The following is a 19,355-nucleotide window of genomic DNA, read 5'->3' as shown; positions in this document are numbered from 1 at the left end:
AATGATAAAAAATATATTACTTCTCATTTTCAAACTCTTAAGGCTTATATTCAATAAAGATTCTTCTTTCAAATTATCCCCTCTTTCTCGTTTTAAATTTAGTTTTTTAAAATGTAAATAATTCTAAAAATATTACGATGTAACATAATCATAACACAAAATGCGTTTATGTAACATAATTTTTTAGAAAAATTGATTCTCGTATATTTTTTGCATATAATTTTCTTATTACGGAAAAAAGGAAGTGTATTATATGGTTGATATCTTTAGCAGATTCCTTGAGGTAACGAATAATATTTTATGGTCATATATTCTTATTGCAATGCTAATCGGCTTCGGTCTTTATTTCTCTTTCAAATTAAAATTCGTCCAAATTACTCATTTCGGTGAGATGGTCAGTTTAATTAGTAAAGGGTTTAATCGAAAAGAAAAAAAGAAAGATAGCATCTCTCCATTCCAAGCATTTTGCTTAAGTGCAGCGGCACGTATCGGTATCGGAAACTTAGCTGGTGTAGCATTAGCCATTTCAATGGGTGGACCCGGCGCAATATTTTGGATGTGGTTTATCGCTATCCTTGGAGCAGCTACTAGTTTCGTAGAATGTACGCTCGCGCAAATTTATAAAGTAAAAGATGGAAGCAGGTTCCGTGGTGGACCGGCATATTACATGGAAAAAGGATTAAACAAACGCTGGATGGGTGTTTGGTTTTCACTTCTTATTACAGTTGCGTACGGATTAATTTTCAATTCTGTACAAGCAAATACAGTAACAATAGCGTTTGAAAATGCTTTTGGACTAGAGCGAACGATCGTAGGAGCTCTATTAGCTTTATTAGTTGCAGTTATTATTTTTGGTGGTATCAAGAGCATTTCACGTATTACAGAAATGATTGTCCCTCCAATGGCGATCATTTATATCGGTGTGGCTATTTTTGTCGTAATTAACAACTTCAATATGTTACCAAGCATTTTTACAGAAATATTTAACAGCGCATTCGGTTTAGACCAAGCTATCGCTGGTGGTATTGGAGCAGCAATCAAATTCGGAATTCAGCGCGGTTTATTCGCGACAGAAGCAGGTATGGGTAGCTCCCCTAACGCAGCAGCAACATCAGATGTATCTCACCCTGTAAAACAAGGACTTGTTCAAGCATTAGGTGTTTTCGTAGATACATTCTTAGTATGTACATCAACAGCGTTTATCGTATTATGTTCTGGACTTTACAAAGGATCGACTTTAGAAGGTATTGAATTAACACAACGAGCATTAAGTTCACAAATTGGACCGTGGGCAAGCACTTTCTTAGCGATTATTATTTTCCTATTCGCTTTCAGTTCTTTACTAGGAAACTACTATTATGGTGAAACAAACATCGCATTCATTAAAGAAAGCAAAACATGGTTACTGATTTATCGTGTTGCAGTTGTCGGAATGGTGTTCTTCGGATCTATCGCTGCCCTTCAAACGGTTTGGAGTTTAGCTGATTTCTTTATGGGACTAATGGTATTCACAAACTTAATTGCCATCTCATTCCTTAGCAAGTTTGCATACGCAGCCTTAGTAGACTATATAAAGCAAAAGAAACAAGGAAAAGATCCTGTCTTCATTGCAAGTTCTATCCCTGGTTTACAGAATACAGAGTGCTGGGATGGACAGGATATAGAAGAGAAGCAAAAGGCTGTATAACAATTAAAAGCGGAGGTGACTTGCTCAGAACAATCGGTCACCAGAGCTGGATAACATCTAAAAGCCAAAGCGGCTCTTTTAGAACAAGAGCTATATATCAAACAAAATCCCTATTACTCCACAGTAATAGGGATTTTTATTTATAACAGTTCATAATTTGTTCAAATTAATTCCAGCAAAAGGGTTGATTTATATCAATTACTAGATTATAATAATTATAAATTAGTAATTGATATAACATAACAACTCAAAAGGAGATTGATCATAATGAACAAACAAGTAATCGAAGTATTAAACAAACAAGTAGCAGACTGGAGCGTTTTATTCACAAAATTACACAACTTCCATTGGTACGTAAAAGGGCCTCAATTCTTCACATTACACGAGAAATTCGAAGAACTTTACACAGAATCAGCTACTCACATCGACGAAATTGCAGAACGCATTTTAGCAATTGGTGGCAAACCAGTAGCAACAATGAAAGAATACTTAGAACTATCTTCTATTCAAGAAGCAGCATACGGCGAAACTGCAGAAGGAATGGTTGAAGCAATCATGAAAGACTACGAAATGATGCTAGTCGAACTGAAAAAAGGCATGGAAATCGCTCAAAACTCTGATGACGAAATGACATCTGACCTACTACTAGGCATCTACACAGAACTAGAAAAACACGCTTGGATGCTACGTGCGTTCTTGAATCAATAATAGAACTAAAAGCGGAAGCGGCTTGCTCAGAATCGCAGGGCATTGGAGCTCTCGACCTTGAAGCGCTTTTTGCTTCGAGCGAGAGAGCGAAATGACCGGAGATTCTAGCTGCTGGAGCTGGATATCACCTAAAAGCGGAAGCGGCTAGAATCGCAGGGCATTGGAGCTCTCGACCTTGAAGCGCTTTTTGCTTCGAGCGAGAGAGCGAAATGACCGGAGATTCTAGCTGCTGGAGCTGGATATCACCTAAAAGCGGAAGCGGCTCGTTCAGAGTCGCTTTTTTTCTATGGAGTGGTCGCACATATCAGTACATGAAATTTATATCAGCGATTTTCCCAATATATCGACTTACCGACAAATCACGACAATATTAGCACCTCTCTCCTCTACTTTTATCAATATATTACAATCTCTTTTATGTTAATATACAGGTAACACCCTTTAGTAAAATAGATCCAAAAAAGCTTTTCCATATTCATCATTTACTACTTAAATGGCGGGAGTGGTTCAGTTGAAAGACTACTTAATTAGAGCATTTTTTGCGTTAATAACAGTTGGGATTGTCTTACTTATAGCTAATATTTTCAATATACGTGTCGAGGTGAAAGACTATGCTTTCCTCGTTGTTGTAGCAATTGGTGGCGGCTGGGGTGGCTGGTACCTGTATAAGAAACAAAATAATAAAAGTGATAAAGGCATTCCGAAGTAATATGGAATGCCTTTTTTGTATAATACACAATTAAGCTTAAATCACTAATAAAAGCCGTCCACAAAAAACATCATATAAATTCATACTCTATGGTAAATAAAAAAAATTCATTTTGAATATAGAAATAGTCCAAAATCCTGCATAACAGAGGTATGACCCATTTGCCGCAACATTGTGGCTATATTCCCACGGTGATATGCTCCGTGGGTGACGACGTGTAGTATTGTTTCAGAAACCGTCGTATCCAGGTACCCAGCATATGGATTATCAACCTCAAACACTTTTTCATAATCTTGTTGACTACTTAAAAGTTCTTTATATCTTTTAGATAATTCATAAAAACTAGTTTCCATTTCCTCAATATTTTTTGTTTCCAGCTGTTCTTTCAATTGATCTGTGTGTACCATTGCATCACTCATGCTTTTACCAGAAATAATCTCGAGCCAGGCTAAATCTGTAAGGTATATGTGAGACATTACTTTTGCCACCGAAGAAAAACCACTATTAACTTCCTTATGGAAAATGTCTTGCGGTAGTTCTTTTAAGCGATTTAAAATAACTTCATTTGCCCATAAGTGGTAGTTATACATTTTTAATACAGCACGACCCATGCTCATTTCTCCTCCAATTTTCATTTTAATGATTAGATTATGATACATAGCTGATTAAAAATTCATAAAGGATTACATCTATAAAATTTATTCTGATTTCGATTAAAAAAACCTCTATTAACTTCATAAAAAACATTCCCTATCTTCCACAATCTGCCCCTTTAACGGAACAGTTCTATGTCACTCAATAATTCCTTACTTACCTTTTATTCAGATGTTCTTTTTTTAGTCAGCAAAACATACCTCCATCTATACTTCCACTCTTCCAACGATTTCACATCTCACTATCAATATATTTAACCAGATTAAAAACACATACCTTTTTACGATAAAAAAGACATGTGTTTCCAAAAATCTATATAAAAATCAAAATGATAAAGGCATTCCGAAGTAATATGGAATGCCTTCTTTTTATTGCCGTCTATAATAAATAATAAAATTCAAACCGCTAATACAACCAATTGCAATAAACATGCTAAAACTCTGTACATCACCAGCTAGACTATACTCATCAACGATAAACCCAGACATAAACAACGTTATCGCGGCCACACCGATACACAATATCGAAATAAGCCAAAGCGAAAATTCATTAATTAGCTCTTTCTTCTGTGTTGAAACAATTAGCATAACAAGAATAGATGCTGCTAAAATATTTTTAAAAACAGGACGTAAATACACAAACTCCTCCATCTATTTCTCCTTTTCCAAAAACATTACATCTTAACATTAACATTAACATTAACATTAACATTAACATATTTAACCGAATTAAAAACACATGCCTTTTCAAGATAAAATGACATGTGTTTCCAAAAACATCTATAAAATTGTATTATGATAGCTGCTTCCACTTCGTTCCTAAAACAGGACGCTCATAATTTTGGATTGCATGAATTAGTTTATCTGCCGTCTCAGCTGAAACGATCAACTCTTTATTTGATGGATTCATAAATCCTTCTTCTGCTGCACGTTCAACCATTTGCAAAATTGGCCCATAAAAGCCTTTTATGTTCAATAAACCAACCGGCTTATTATGTATACCAATTTGTGACCAACATACTACTTCAAATAGCTCTTCAAACGTTCCGTATCCGCCTGGTAATGCAATAAAAGCATCCGCAAGCTCTGCCATTTTCGCTTTGCGCTCGTGCATCGTTTCTACTTCAATTAATTCTGTTAGCCCTGTATGAACAATTTCTCCTCGGAATAGACCGCGTGGCATAACACCTGTTACACGTCCGCCTAAGCGAAGAACTTCATTTGCCACTTCTCCCATTAATCCAACGCAAGAACCACCGTATACAAGCTCATAATCGTTCTCAACAAACATTTTTCCTAACGCTACTGCCTGCTCTTTAAATTCTGGTCTCTCCCCTAAGTTGGAACCTGCAAACACACAAATCTTTCTCATTCCTACACCCCGAAACTATATATTGTTATGATACAATGAACATTGTACAACATATTGAAGGGATGAGGAAGAAATGGATATCGTCGCATTTCAAAGATGGGTGGAGGAATTTTACGAAAAACGAAGCTGGTCACAGTATAATTCCTTTATTCGCTTAAATTTCTTAACAGAGGAAGTTGGAGAAGTTTCACGCGTTGTTCGCGCCATTGAAATTGGTCGTGATCGTCCTGACGAAAAAGTGAAAACAGAAGAAGAGCTAAAACAGGAACTAAAAGAAGAACTTGGTGATGTACTATCTAACCTTATTATTCTTTCACAAAAATATGATTTAGACTTACAAGACATTATGGAAGCTCACGTCACAAAGCTTTCGAAAAGGTTCGAGACATCAAAATGAGAATATTATCAATTATGGTATAATATTCTTGTCACAATACTAAGGGGGATTTTATGTTATCTAAAAAATTGCACGACGCATTAAACGATCAAATGAACTTTGAATTTTACTCTGCCCACGCTTATATGGCAATGGCTGCTTACTGTACATCTGAGAGCTATGATGGATTCGCTAACTTTTTCCTTGTACAAGCTGAGGAAGAACGTTTCCACGCAATGAAGCTTTATAACTACATTAACGACCGCGGTGAGCGCGCTATTGTTACTGGATTTGATAATCCGAATAACGAATATGAATCTGTACTGAACGCTTTTGAAGTGGCACTTGAGCACGAGCGTGAAGTAACGAAGCGTATTTACAACTTATCTGATATCGCTTGGGATGAGCGTGAGCACGCAACAATTACCTTCTTAAAATGGTTCGTCGATGAGCAAGTAGAAGAAGAAGCTTCATTCGATAGCATCATCCAAAAATTAAAACGTATTACAAGCGATTCAAACGCACTATTTATGCTAGATGCTGAATTAGAGAAACGTACATTTACGCCTCCTGCTGAATAGTATTTCAATCACCTTAATGAATGTATTAAGGTGATTTTTTTATTTCTTCTCTAAGCTTAATAACCTTAGCCACATCCTTCTTATAAAGCGCTGAAACCTTTTCAACAAAATCACTATGAGTAAAAGTCCCATCCCCTTCTTCTACTATACTTAAATACCCATGTATGAATTTCAAAAAGGTTCTAGCATCTTCACCAGTTAATTGATCAATGTTCTCCATAATCTCATCAAACTCCCTTAAACTATCCCGTTCTTTCAACTTAATCCCCCTCTCTATATTATTTATCATACCAAAATAAAAAAGTCGTTCATCCCTCTAGGCGAGAGATAAACGACTTCGTTTGTTTTTATTAAAGCATAACCCCAACGATAATCGCTGATAATATACTTACTAACGTTGCACCGTATACAAGTTTTAATCCGAATGAAGATACAACGTTTGCTTGTTTGCCATCGATACTCTTCGTTGCACCTGCGATAATTCCGATTGATGAGAAATTCGCAAATGATACAAGGAAGATAGATAAAATACCTACTGTACGAGCTGATAAATCACCAGCTACTTTTCCAAGGTCAAGCATTGCAACAAATTCGTTCGTTACTAATTTCGTTGCCATAATTTGTCCTGCCGTTAGCATCTCAGATGTTGGGATACCCATTACGAATGCTAATGGTGAGAAGATATATCCTAAAATGCTTTGGAATGTGATTCCGAAAATTGAATCAAACACACCGTTAATTGCTGTAATTAATGCTACGAAACCGATTAACATCGCCGCTACTGTTACAGCGATAGAGAAACCAAGCATAATATATTCGCCTAACATTTCAAAGAATGTTTGTTTTTTATCTTCTTGTAATTCTAAAATATCGTCCTCTTCTTTCACTTCATATGGATTAATGATATGAACGATAATGAATCCGCTAAATAAGTTTAATACAAGTGCTGTTACTACATATTTTGGATCAATCATTTTCATGTAAGAACCGACGATTGACATCGATACTGTTGACATTGAAGATGCACAAAGTGTGTATAAACGATTTTTCGGTAATTTGCTTAGTTGATCTTTTACTGTAATGAATACTTCACCTTGACCAACAATTGCGGCTGCTACTGCATTATATGATTCTAGTTTTCCTAAGCCGTTAATTTTACTTAATACGAAACCGACTGCACGGATGATAATCGGTAAAACTTTAATATGTTGTAAGATCCCGATTAATACTGCTAAGAAAATAATTGGTAATAATACTGTTAAGAAGAATGGTGCTTGTCCATCATTTGCTAAACCACCAAATACGAAATTAACCCCTGCTTCCGCAAATTTTAAAATAGCGCCAAACCCATCTGCAATCCCTTTTACTAATACAAATCCGACCTTTGTATTTAGTAAGAAATACGCAAGTACCAATTGGATGACAAGCATAAGTGCAATTGGTTTATATTTAATTTTCTTACGATCTGAACTGATAAGGAACCCTAGTACAAATACTACAAGTAAACCGACTAGAAACATTACGATCTTCATATGTGAATCCTCCACTTCTCCCACGAGTTATCGGTCGTATAACGTATAACGAATGACGTCTGACCATTTGTGTTAAAAAAATTTAAAACCCCTAAATACTATTCAACTTTTATCTAAAATCAGTAAGCGTTTACATAAATTGCAATTTATAAAAGGTAGCCTCTTCTCTCCTACCATACTTGAAAGTCTGAAATTGATACCACCTACAAATCAAATTGTAAGCGTTATCTAGTCGAAATGCAATATAAATTTAAAAAGATTTTTATATGTTAATATATTCCTAAATAATTGGTTTTTTCATGCAGATTTACCATAAAAAAATAGCCCTAGCTATGAGCTAGGGCCATCTTTGTTTATAACATAACACCAACGATAATCGCTGATAGAATACTTACTAATGTCGCACCGTACACAAGGCGTAGACCGAATGATGATACAACATTTGATTGGTTTTCATCGATACCTTTCGTTGCACCTGCGATAATTCCGATTGATGAGAAGTTCGCAAATGATACAAGAAATACAGAAAGAATACCAACTGTACGAGCTGATAAATCACCAGCTACTTTTCCAAGATCCAGCATCGCAACAAATTCGTTTGATACTAATTTTGTTGCCATAATTTGTCCCGCTGTTACCATCTCTGCTTGCGGGATACCCATTACGAATGCTAATGGTGAGAAAATGTATCCTAAAATAGCTTGGAATGTAATACCGAACATGGAATCAAACAAGCTATTAATTGCTGTAATTAATGCTACGAAACCAAGTAACATTGCCGCTACTGTGATTGCAATCGTGAAACCAAGCATAATATATTCACTTAGCATTTCAAAGAATGACTGTTTTTTCTTATTTTCTAATTTCAGTGTATCTTCTTCTTCTGTAATATCGTACGGGTTAATAATATGAATAATAATGAAACCACTAAATAAATTTAATACAAGTGCTGTTACTACATATTTCGGTTCGATCATTTTCATATAAGAACCTACGATTGACATTGATACTGTCGACATGGAAGATGCACATAATGTATATAAACGATGTTTTGGGATTTTACTTAATTGATCTTTTACTGTAATAAATACTTCCGCTTGCCCAACAATGGCAGCCGCTACTGCGTTATATGATTCTAGTTTTCCTAGACCATTTACTTTACTTAGCGCAGTACCAATAGCACGAATAAATATCGGTAAAATTTTAAAGTGTTGCAGAATTCCGATTAAAACGGCAAAGAATACGATTGGTAATAACGCTGTTAAGAAGAATGAAACCTCTCCTTTATTAACAAGACCGCCAAATACGAAAACGATTCCAGCTTCCGCATATCCAAGAAGCGCGCCAAATCCATCTGAAATTCCTTTTACTAAAATATAACCAACTTGCGTATTTAATAAGAAATAACTTAACGCTAGCTGAATAACAAGCATAATTGCGATTGGTTTATACTTAATCTTCTTTCGATCGGCACTTATAAGAAAACCAAGTACGAACACAACGAGCAATCCTACAAGAAACATAACAAACTTCATTAATAAAATCCTCCATTTAACTCTTCATTAACGTTGAACGTCTGACCACTTGAAATAAGAAATAATCCGAACTTTCCATTTCTCCTCTAAAACCTTCAATCGGATAGGAAAGATCATAAAACCTCTTGTTTCAAAGGCATTTTCCATTCTAACACAAATCACAACTCATATCCGCACTTTTCTTAAAAAAAATACATTTTATTATAAAGCATTCATGAATGTTCGTCTTTTACATTATATAGCGAAACTTTAATCAGTGTCATCCCCACTAATTATTAGCCCGTATCAATCGAGAGTTTTACTGTTCACAAATAGCGGAATAAAACAAAAAAATGAGCATCAAGTTTCACTTGATGCTCACCTCATTATACTGCTTTTTCTTTATCAGCTACTGCTGGCTTATCCCAGCACTCTGTATTGCTCAAACCTGGAATAGACTCCGCATAGAACACTGGATCTTTTCCTTGTTTCTTTTGCTTAATATAATCTGATAACGCTGCAAAAGCGTACTTAGAAAGGAATACGATCGCCACTAAGTTAATAACAGCCATAATCCCCATAAATAAATCTGCTAAATCCCAAACGATTTGAATTGTTGCTACAGATCCTAAAACAACCATACCAAGTACAGCAATGCGGTATGCATTTAATAACACTTTACTTCCATTTAAGAATTCAATATTCGTTTCACCATAGTAGTAGTTACCTACTAATGAACTAAATGCAAACAAGAAGATTGCAACTGCTACAAATATAGAAGCCCACGGTCCGATATGTTGACTTAATGCTTGTTGCGTTAATTGAATTCCGTTTAAATCAGCCGCTCCAGGCACATCTGATAATAAAATGATAAATGCTGTACAACTACAAATTAATAATGTATCTGTAAATACCCCTAAAGTTTGAATGAAACCTTGTTTAACTGGGTGCGTTACGTTTGCAGTCGCAGCTGCGTTCGGCGCACTACCCATACCTGCTTCATTTGAGAATAATCCACGTTTTACCCCTAGTAAAATCGCAGCTCCTAATCCCCCACCTACTACTTCTTTAATTCCGAAAGCATGTAAGAAAATTTCTTTAAATACATACGGAATTGCCGTAATGTTTGTTACAACAACGAATAATGCCACTGCTACATATATAATTGCCATTACTGGAACAATCATTTCAACCGCACGTGCAATACGTTTTACTCCGCCGAAGATAATGATTGCAAGTAAACCAGCCATAAACAGACCTACAAACTTACCATCTGTGTTAAATGCTCCATCAAAAGCCGCTGCTACTGTGTTTGACTGCACAGCGTTGAAAATTAATCCGAAACTAACTGTTATTAGAACAGAGAAGACAACTCCTAGCCAGCGTTTCTTTAAACCCTTTTCCATATAATAAGCTGGACCACCACGGAATGCATTCCCATCTTTTACTTTATAAATTTGCGCTAATGTGCTCTCTACAAATGCAGAAGCACCCCCAATTACCGCAATTAACCACATCCAAAATACTGCTCCTGGTCCACCTGCTGAGATTGCGATAGCTACACCAGCTAAGTTACCAGTACCTACACGAGAAGCTGTACTCATACAAAAAGCCTGGAACGACGATACACCACTCTTCTCTTTTTGTTCTTTCCTCGTTTTCGAACTTGCCCCGTCCCCAAGCAATCGAATCATTTCACCGAAGTAACGAACTTGGACAAATTTCACACGAAATGAAAAGTAAAGCCCTAACCCAATTAACATCGCAATAATGATATATGACCAAAGGACATTATTTACATCCCCAATTACCTTAGCTAAAAAATCCATAATTGCATTGCCCCCTCTTCCTAACAATAAGAAAATTATATTCTAAAAACTTTTAGTAATCAAGAACTTTATGTTAGGTTTTATGACATGAGCACGTTAAACTTCTTAACATATATGTTTTTTTTACGTAAAAATATAACCAGTACGTGCATTTATCCAATACTCAATCACTCATCACATTCGACCGGTCATGCTTTTAAGACAGTGCGTTCTCTACAAATAACGAGAATAATGAACAAACAAAATTATATTAATAATTCCCTCTCACTCTTTTCATCATTCACTACAACAAAAAAGACGAGCATCGATTTTATCTCGACGCTCGCCTTTTCATTACACTGCTTTTTCTTTATCCGTTACCGTTGGCTTATCCCAACACTCTGTATTCGTTAAACCAGGAATAGAATCTGCACTGAAGACTGGATCTTTCCCTTGTTTCTTTTGCCTTACATAGTCTGCCAAAGCAGCATATGCAAATCGGCCAAGAAGCGTAATCGCAATTAAGTTTGTGATTACCATTAGTCCCATAAATAAATCCGCCATATTCCATACAACTTGAAGTGTAGCAACAGAACCGAATAATACCATTGCAACCACCGCAATACGGTAAATTGTTAACCAAGTTTTACTTTGTTTAATGAATTCAATATTCGTTTCACCATAATAGTAGTTTCCTAGAAGTGAACTAAATGCAAATAAGAAAATAATAATCGCTAAGAAGCTACTTGCCCACGAACCGATTTGTGAACTTAACGCCACTTGCGTTAATTCAATACCTTCTAAATTCGTTGCCTTATATGCACCAGAACATAGTACGATAAATGCTGTTGATGTACATACTAAAAATGTATCTACTAATACTCCAATTGTTTGAATAAATCCTTGTTTCGCTGGATGTGTTACATCCGCTGTTGCTGCCGCATTCGGCGCACTACCCATACCTGCTTCATTCGCAAATAATCCGCGCTGAATACCATATTTCATCGCAGCACCAATACCGCCACCTACAGCTGAATCTAAACCAAATGCACCTTTAAAGATTTCTGTAAACATGTCCGGTATTAAATAATAATTTTTAATAACAACGAAAACTGCTACTGCAATATAAATAAGTGCCATTGGTGGAACGATCATTTCCGACATACGCGCAATACTTTTCACACCGCCAAAAATAATAACTGCCACTAATGCAGCTAATGCAATCCCAACAATGTAACGCTCAATACCAAATGCATTTTTAAATGCTAAAGTAACTGTATTCGCTTGTACGGAGTTAAAAATTAAACCGTAACTAATTGTAATTAGAATAGAGAACCAAATCCCCATCCAGCGTTTATTTAAACCTTTTTCCATATAATAAGCAGGACCACCACGGAAGCCACTGCCATCTTTTATTTTATAAATTTGCGCAAGCGTACTTTCCACGAAACTTGAAGACGCTCCGACAATCGCAATAACCCACATCCAAAATACCGCTCCAGGTCCTCCCATAGAAATAGCTAACGCTACACCGGCTAAGTTCCCGATTCCAATACGAGCTGCTGAACTCATACAGAACGCTTGGAAAGAAGATACACTACCTTTTTTACGCGTCTTTCCAGTTAATCCATCACTCATTAGTCGAACCATTTCCCCTAAATGAGTAATTTGTACGAATTTCAATTTAATAGAAAAATAAAGACCTAAACCAATTAACATTGCAATAAGAATATATGACCAAAGAATTGTATTCGTTGATGAAACAAATTGCTCTAAAATATTCATACAATTAACCCCTCCTTTTCTCCATAAAACGAATTATATTTAAAAAACATTTAAAAATCAACATTTTTCGACAATTTGCAATTTCCAAATATTAGCCAGACACGAAGTAACAATATCTTTATGACTCTCCTCCCTCTAACTGTGCATACTAAAATAAAAAGTAAATCTACAAACTATCCCATTGACAAAAACACCAACCTGTAACTATAATGATTACATCAGGTTGTAACAAACCTTATTACAACAAATTCATTTACTTTCAGATATACACTTTAACAAAACACTTTGGAGGGATTTATTATGAAAATCGGAATCATCGGAGCAACTGGTAAAGCAGGAAGTCGTATTTTAAAAGAAGCATTAGATCGCGGACATGAAGTAACTGCAATCGTAAGAAACGCTGCAAAAATTACAGAAGAAAATATAAAAGTTTTAGAGAAAGATGTATTCGCTCTTACATCTAATGACCTACAAGCATTTGATGTAGTTGTAAATGCATTCGGCGCTCCAGCAGGAGAAGAACATCTTCACGTAGATGCAGGAAACGTACTAATTGAAGCTATGAAAGGTGCACCTAACACAAAATTACTTGTAGTTGGCGGCGCTGGAAGCTTATTTGTAGACGAAGAGAAAACAACGCGTGTATTTGATACGCCAGGTTTCCCAAATGAATACCTTGCAACAGCTCAAAACCAAGGTAAAAACTTAGAAATTCTGCAACAAACAAACGATATTACTTGGACATTCATCAGTCCTTCTGCACTATTCGCATTAGGAAAACGTACTGGTTCTTATACAGCTGGACAAGACAATCTTCTTGTTAACGCAAAAGGTGATAGCTACGTAAGTTACGAAGACTTCGCAGTTGCAGCACTTGATGAAATCGAAAATCCAAAACACGTAAACGAACGCTTCACAGTAGTTTCTGAAGCTGAGTAATAAAAAAAGCTCGTAAAACATAATGTTTTACGAGCTTTTTCTTATTATTGCACTTGTTCTAAGCCATTTGGAGTAATCTTGAAAGAAATTTCTTTAAACTTTTTCTTATCTCCTTTTCCTACTAACTCACTATTTTTATACCAAATTAAACGACCTAATTCGGCATGATACACTTTCACTACATCTCCATACTGGAATGAAGTTCCATTTACTTGCTCAGCAAAATTCTTTGAAGTTTCTTGTCCTTCTGCTGTTACATGTTTTTTCCCCATTCCGTTTTGATCATATAGCGTAATTCCCATATATAATTCATTCTTAAAGTAGCTATGAATTTGTTCATTTGTATACGTCACATGTAGTTTCTTATCGTCATGATTTACCGTTACAATAGAACGGATAACGTCACTAAGCCCTTGGTATACAAAACTGTCTCCATACGTTACTTCTAATGCTACTTCTGTTACTTGCTTATTTCCAAAACGATCTTTCGTTTCTACTTTCACTGTTTGCTGACCAATTTTTGTCGTATCTGGTTTCCCTACAAAACCTACCACTTCTCCATCTTTTACTTCAACAAATTTTTTCGCGTCTAACTTTTCAACATCTGTTCCGACTACTACTTGTTGCGGTTTCGCTGTTACTTCTTGCAACATATCCATTCTCTCAAAGCCTTTTTCTGTCACTTTGAAGAATAGTTCTTTTGCCCCTTTTTTCTCACCTTGACCAGTAAGGGTATTATTTTGATACCATTTCAAACGATCCGGTTCTGCGTGGAATACTTTTACTACATCTCCATACTCGAATTGCATACCATTCACTTGCTTCGCAAAGTTCTCTGATGTTTCTTGTCCCTCTGCTGTTACATGTTTTTTCTCTTTTCCATCTCGATCGTATAACGTGATACCCATGTATAACTCTTTATTAAAATACTCATGAATCTCGCTATCCATATCAGTCACATGGAATTTCTTCTCTTCGTGCTTTAAAGTTACAATTGAAGCAATATCATCGCCATATCCTGCGTATACAATACTATCTCCATAAACCACTTCTACAGGTACCTCTGTCACTTGCTTATTCCCAAAACGATCTTTCGTTTCTACTTTTACTGTTTGCTTTCCGATCTTCGTTGTATCAGGATTCTCCACAAACCCGACTACTTCTCCTTCTTTTACCTCAACAAAGTTTTTCACATCTAACTGGGCAATGTCCGTTCCGACTACTACCATTTGTGATCGTGCCGTTACTTCTTGCAAACCATCTTTTAATTCAAAGCCTTGCGGAGTAATTTTAAAGAATTTCTCTTTTTTATTTTTAGCTTTCCCTTGATCTACAAGTTCGTTATTTCGGTACCATTTTAAACGACTCGGTTCTGCATGGAATACTTTTACTACATCACCATATTCAAAATTCAATCCATTTAGTTCCATCGCAAATCGTTTTCCACTTTCTTGCCCTTCTGCTGATACACTTTTCTTTTCAATCCCATTTTGATCATATACTGTTAAACCTATATATTTTTCTTTATCAAAAAGGTAATGTATTTCATTACTAATAAAAGCGACATGTAATTTTTTTTCATTGTGACGAAGCTCCACTGTCGACATTACATCATTTGAAATTCCTTGAAAAATCATACTGTCACCATAAACAGCATTGACTGGAACAGTAATTAAATTTTCATTCCCTTTTTCATCCTCAATTTCTACTAACACTTCCTGTTTTCCACTCTCTAATTTAGACCATATAATCTTACCTGTTACTTTTACATTCTCACCTAAATTTTGAACAAGTTTACCCGCTTGCTCTTCATCAAAATTGGTACCAACTACAAGGTTTTTTACCTCATTAGCAGGTTCACCATACGGAACTTTATACGGTTCAACTTGCTTCTCGCGAATATCATTACTATCTGTAGCTTTCCATATTTCTTTTTCTAATTTAGGTAAATTTAATTTTTCTATTTTTTCTCTAGTCTCATCACTTGGAGTTAATCCCCATTCTTTAAAGAAAGGAACTAAATTTTGTCCTGCCACTTTTGATGTCATATAAACAAACATTTGCTTTTTCTCTTCATCAGAAGTAGGCAATTCCTCCTTAGGTAACATACGATAAGCTTGATGCAGTCTCGGATAAAAATGTTCTCCGTAAACAACATTTAATTGCCAAAACATTGTAAGAGGATCAAATTCATCAATTATTCTTTCTTCTATAGGTTTCTCTAAGTACTCAAATGACTTTTTATAGTGCCCATCCATTTCTAATTCATTTCCTAATGCTTTTTGCACCATTAAAGAATAAATATTGACTGTTACTTCTCCAATAGCATCCCAATCCCAAGGACTTTGCTGATGTAGATGTCCAACTTCATGCCATGGTCCCCAGCCATCCTTTTCAAGCACTTCTATATCTAAAACTCTATTCATTGCGCTTGGAATATATCCTGTATGATAATTTGTTGCAAACATAAAATCATCTTCAGCAGGCTTCCGTTTTTCAACAAACTGAACATAATGAATTGGAGATTTCGCGAGTCCAATTCCACCCTCTGATAAACCAGCTACTGCATTTTCTATTCGAATAATCTTATCATGCAATTTCATTAACTCTATCGGGCTTGTGTTTTTCATAAACTTTTGTATAGAGCTCGGACTAGCAGTAACTAAACTCCGCTCACCTTTTAATTCAACCGCATAAGGATCTTTATATTTCTTTAACATTTCATCCCAATCTTTTTTCGTATGCTTACCTAAAATAAACAAAGGAAAATGGCTACCACCCTTCGTAACTGAAGCAGTTACCTCACCTTCGTTATTCATATTGTAAAAATATAAAATACCACCTCTTGGCGATGAAATAACGTTTTTTCCAGGTTTTAAATCAAATTTTTCAGGTGCCTCTTCATCATAAGATCTCGTTCCTATGAAAGCTTGAATAGACTGTGTTCCTTTTATTTCAACTGTAATTTTTTCATTTGCCGCTGCATAAATTCCAGTCGGTTCATTAACAGAAAGATCAAAAGTTACTTTTAATCGTTCTGTTTCCTTGTCTATATCCCCTTTTCCAGGTACCTGGAACGTCCTTTGCTCAAATTTGTTCTCTTCCAAATTCCCACCTTTAACCTCTTCTAAAGGTGCTGCATATCCTTTCGATGCTTCGAAAGCTACTGGCGATAATAATGTAGATATACATATTCCAGCTACTAATACCCTACTCGTCTTTTTCTTCGACATAATCTGTGTCCCCTATTCCTTTATTTAGAGAAACTATCCTATATATTCACTTAATAAGACATCCTATTATTTTTATAAAAACATTTAACGAATAGACTAACACCTCGCACACCTGTATCAATTACTACCGCATTCCTCTCAATGTATTCGCTTTCTTACATTATAAAATTTTTATGTACTGTATCCCCCTCACTTCTCTCTACATAAAAAGAGAATAGTAAAAGATATATTTCAGTATTGTCATCTATACATCTAAAATTGTGAATAATAATAGAATCTTACATTTTCTTCATATATGACCATCAATAGGTAGTTTTTCCAACTGAATTTTACACGCTTTCTACTTTGTTTGATAGCCTTTCCAATCAGAATAATGTTACGATTTTGTGAATACAATCTATTAATTGTAACGTTTGAATTTTAGTATATTTATATTATTTCTAAATAGAGTTCAAACTGTATAAACAGTAATTTTATCCCGCATTTAATTTTTTCAATATAATTTTATCAGCCATATAAAAAAGCACTGGCACAAGCCAATGCTTTTTCATTATCTCTTTTGATTCGGTTTATGTGGTTCATTTGGAGTATGTGGTTTATTATTATCATGACCATTTGTTGTTTTCCAACTTACCGATAACTCCGGACTTGTTTTTTCTTCACTACGCTCAAGTAATACAACTGCATTTTGAATAGTCGGTGTCCCTTTATGTGCAATCCCTTGTAACTTTGTTAAATTCCCTAATACTTTAAAGCTAAACCCACCAGCTGGTGTTTGTTTCGGAATTAAGATGCGGAACTTTTCTCCTACATTAAATTCCGTTTTTGCTTCGCCCTTTTCATTTACAAATTTCGCGCCTTCTGGTGCACCTGTTGCTTGCACTTTATATGTTCCGCTTTTCGCATTTGTTTCTACTGTATATAAACCTGTTTCAAAGAAATCATTTTTCAACACTGCTTGTTGCTCTTCTGACGGCACGACACTCATCGTAATTTCTTGTAATTCTTCACTAGCGCTTGCCTTTGCAACGATATCTTTCGTTACCTTTTCTACATTTTTATTTCGAAAATCTAAATCATTAATATCAATTTGTTTTAACGCATTCCATACTGCAAGCTGCGTTGCATAATGCGCTTCTCTCCAATCAGAAACACCTAATTCTTGTGGGCTCTTTTGTGGATATCCATTTAATAGTACACGATACACATTAATATCCACTTTCCCCATTTCCGGTAAATCTTGACCGCTTGGAGATTTCAAATCTACATTTAAGCAAAAGGCAATTTTACCATCTGCTGTTTTAATAAGCTCTGTTCGAATTGGTTTCTTCTTTGACTTACTATAACTCCAATCCATTTCATACTTTGTATGATCCATAACTTCCGCGAATGCTTGTTGAAGTGGAAATAATAAGTTCGCAAATACAAATAAAACACTCAAAAAAGCGGCCATTAGCTTGAAAGATCTTTTTATATTCATGTTTACAACCCCTTATGAAATAACAAATTTTCTTCTGTTTATTATTTAGTTAGAAACTTTTTTTATGCATAAACAAAACAAAAAAGAGTGCAAACTGTTTGCACTCTTTCTCTCCACTATAAGTTTAGAAATCAAAGTTATCAGGATCTGGACCAACACGATGATTTTCATTTAACGCATCGATTTTCTCCATATCTTCTTTCGTTAATTCAAAGTTAAACACATCAGCGTTTGCAATGATACGGTGTTCTTTCGTTGATTTCGGAATTGTGATTACTCCATTTTGAAGATCCCAACGTAAAATAACTTGAGCTGTCGTTTTACCGTGTTTCTCAGCAATTGCTTGTAATGTTTCGTTATCTAACAATTGACCTTGCATTAATGGTGACCATGCTTCCATTTGAATACCTTGTTCTTTACAGAAAGCTTGTAATTCTTTTTGTGTCAAACGAGGGTGGTATTCTACTTGGTTAATCATTGGCTTGATTTCCGCATCTTTCATTACATCTTGTAAGTGATGAACTTGGAAGTTACTTACGCCAATTGCACGTACGCGTTCTTCTTTATAAAGTGTTTCTAATGCTCTCCACGTATCTTTGTATTTCCCTTCTACAGGCCAATGAACAAGATATAAGTCTAAATAATCTAGCTCTAATTTTTTTAAGCTCTCTTCATATGCAGCAAGTGTCGTTTCATATCCTTGATCTGCATTCCACACTTTTGAAGTAATAAATAAATCTTCTCGAGAAATCCCTGCTTCTTTTATACCAGCACGAATTCCTTCTCCTACAGCTTTCTCGTTTCCATAAATCGCAGCTGTATCGATACTGCGGTATCCTGCTTTAATCGCCGATTTTACAGCTTCTACAAGTTCTGGTCCATCTTCTACTTTAAATACACCTAAACCGAACCAAGGCATTTCTACACCGTTATGCAATGTTGTTGTACTTTGTAAATTTTTCATTATATTTTCTCTCC

Annotated in this window: 17 protein-coding genes; 6 read left to right on the top strand and 11 right to left on the bottom strand. The window is 35.5% G+C overall.

Annotation, left to right across the window (positions count from 1 at the left end):
• The first annotated feature begins 253 nt into the window (after positions 1 to 253).
• The 3 genes from MKX31_RS25760 to MKX31_RS25750 all read left to right on the top strand — a co-directional run bounded on the left by MKX31_RS25760 (position 254) and on the right by MKX31_RS25750 (position 3,104).
• The gene (locus MKX31_RS25760; RefSeq protein WP_064476250.1) at positions 254 to 1,687 is read left to right on the top strand and encodes an alanine/glycine:cation symporter family protein; all 1,434 of its coding nucleotides are present in this window, start codon (positions 254 to 256) and stop codon (positions 1,685 to 1,687) included.
• A gap of 267 nt (positions 1,688 to 1,954) precedes the next feature.
• Complete coding sequence (locus tag MKX31_RS25755) at positions 1,955 to 2,395, top strand: Dps family protein (RefSeq protein ID WP_001041897.1); 441 nt, start codon at positions 1,955 to 1,957, stop codon at positions 2,393 to 2,395.
• 511 nt (positions 2,396 to 2,906) lie between these two features.
• Positions 2,907 to 3,104: a hypothetical protein gene (locus MKX31_RS25750; RefSeq protein ID WP_000656328.1), complete on the top strand. Its 198-nt coding sequence runs from the start codon at positions 2,907 to 2,909 to the stop codon at positions 3,102 to 3,104.
• A gap of 107 nt (positions 3,105 to 3,211) precedes the next feature.
• On the opposite strand, the gene MKX31_RS25745 is transcribed toward MKX31_RS25750, so the two are convergent.
• From MKX31_RS25745 to MKX31_RS25735, 3 genes are all read right to left on the bottom strand, one after another.
• Positions 3,212 to 3,715, bottom strand: coding sequence for a DinB family protein (locus MKX31_RS25745; protein ID WP_088047825.1), 504 nt, complete (start codon positions 3,713 to 3,715; stop codon positions 3,212 to 3,214).
• Positions 3,716 to 4,126: 411 nt separating this feature from the next.
• Entirely contained in the window at positions 4,127 to 4,408 is a 282-nt protein-coding gene (locus MKX31_RS25740; RefSeq protein ID WP_064476248.1) for a hypothetical protein, read from the bottom strand.
• A 142-nt stretch (positions 4,409 to 4,550) separates the two neighbouring features.
• The gene (locus tag MKX31_RS25735; protein ID WP_255788713.1) at positions 4,551 to 5,129 is read right to left on the bottom strand and encodes a TIGR00730 family Rossman fold protein; all 579 of its coding nucleotides are present in this window, start codon (positions 5,127 to 5,129) and stop codon (positions 4,551 to 4,553) included.
• A gap of 73 nt (positions 5,130 to 5,202) precedes the next feature.
• Here MKX31_RS25735 and MKX31_RS25730 point away from each other — a divergent pair, with 73 nt between their 5' ends.
• Together MKX31_RS25730 and MKX31_RS25725 are read left to right on the top strand one after the other, a co-directional pair.
• The gene (locus MKX31_RS25730; protein WP_048528217.1) at positions 5,203 to 5,526 is read left to right on the top strand and encodes a MazG nucleotide pyrophosphohydrolase domain-containing protein; all 324 of its coding nucleotides are present in this window, start codon (positions 5,203 to 5,205) and stop codon (positions 5,524 to 5,526) included.
• Positions 5,527 to 5,579: 53 nt separating this feature from the next.
• Positions 5,580 to 6,086: a ferritin gene (locus tag MKX31_RS25725; RefSeq protein WP_061678977.1), complete on the top strand. Its 507-nt coding sequence runs from the start codon at positions 5,580 to 5,582 to the stop codon at positions 6,084 to 6,086.
• 25 nt (positions 6,087 to 6,111) lie between these two features.
• Here the strand turns inward: MKX31_RS25725 and MKX31_RS25720 are convergent, their stop codons facing one another.
• From MKX31_RS25720 to MKX31_RS25700, 5 genes are all read right to left on the bottom strand, one after another.
• Positions 6,112 to 6,345 carry a hypothetical protein gene (locus MKX31_RS25720; RefSeq protein ID WP_242289828.1) on the bottom strand — a complete coding sequence of 78 codons (234 nt, stop codon included), beginning with the start codon at positions 6,343 to 6,345 and terminating at the stop codon, positions 6,112 to 6,114.
• A gap of 91 nt (positions 6,346 to 6,436) precedes the next feature.
• Positions 6,437 to 7,618 (bottom strand): NupC/NupG family nucleoside CNT transporter, encoded by a 1,182-nt coding sequence (locus MKX31_RS25715; protein WP_064476245.1) that lies wholly within the window; start codon positions 7,616 to 7,618, stop codon positions 6,437 to 6,439.
• Between the two features lie 353 nt (positions 7,619 to 7,971).
• Entirely contained in the window at positions 7,972 to 9,153 is a 1,182-nt protein-coding gene (locus MKX31_RS25710; protein WP_000673848.1) for a NupC/NupG family nucleoside CNT transporter, read from the bottom strand.
• Between the two features lie 365 nt (positions 9,154 to 9,518).
• Positions 9,519 to 10,961 (bottom strand): alanine/glycine:cation symporter family protein, encoded by a 1,443-nt coding sequence (locus MKX31_RS25705; protein ID WP_064476243.1) that lies wholly within the window; start codon positions 10,959 to 10,961, stop codon positions 9,519 to 9,521.
• Between the two features lie 333 nt (positions 10,962 to 11,294).
• A complete protein-coding gene (locus MKX31_RS25700) occupies positions 11,295 to 12,725 on the bottom strand; it encodes an alanine/glycine:cation symporter family protein (RefSeq protein WP_064476242.1) in 1,431 nt (476 codons plus the stop codon).
• Positions 12,726 to 13,025: 300 nt separating this feature from the next.
• Here MKX31_RS25700 and MKX31_RS25695 point away from each other — a divergent pair, with 300 nt between their 5' ends.
• A complete protein-coding gene (locus tag MKX31_RS25695) occupies positions 13,026 to 13,664 on the top strand; it encodes an NAD(P)-dependent oxidoreductase (protein WP_048542416.1) in 639 nt (212 codons plus the stop codon).
• A gap of 44 nt (positions 13,665 to 13,708) precedes the next feature.
• Here MKX31_RS25695 and MKX31_RS25690 read toward each other — a convergent pair whose 3' ends face one another.
• The 3 genes from MKX31_RS25690 to MKX31_RS25680 form a co-directional block, all read right to left on the bottom strand.
• Complete coding sequence (locus MKX31_RS25690) at positions 13,709 to 16,897, bottom strand: putative mucin/carbohydrate-binding domain-containing protein (RefSeq protein WP_149173749.1); 3,189 nt, start codon at positions 16,895 to 16,897, stop codon at positions 13,709 to 13,711.
• Between the two features lie 550 nt (positions 16,898 to 17,447).
• Positions 17,448 to 18,377, bottom strand: coding sequence for a thioester domain-containing protein (locus tag MKX31_RS25685; RefSeq protein WP_064476240.1), 930 nt, complete (start codon positions 18,375 to 18,377; stop codon positions 17,448 to 17,450).
• A gap of 124 nt (positions 18,378 to 18,501) precedes the next feature.
• Positions 18,502 to 19,341: an aldo/keto reductase gene (locus tag MKX31_RS25680; protein ID WP_000793574.1), complete on the bottom strand. Its 840-nt coding sequence runs from the start codon at positions 19,339 to 19,341 to the stop codon at positions 18,502 to 18,504.
• Positions 19,342 to 19,355: the final 14 nt, after the last annotated feature.

Source organism: Bacillus sp. FSL M8-0063, assembly GCF_038005545.1.
GTDB classification, from domain to species: domain Bacteria; phylum Bacillota; class Bacilli; order Bacillales; family Bacillaceae_G; genus Bacillus_A; species Bacillus_A wiedmannii.
The sequence above is the reverse complement of the archived record's forward strand: the minus strand, read 5'-3'. Positions and strand labels throughout refer to the sequence as shown.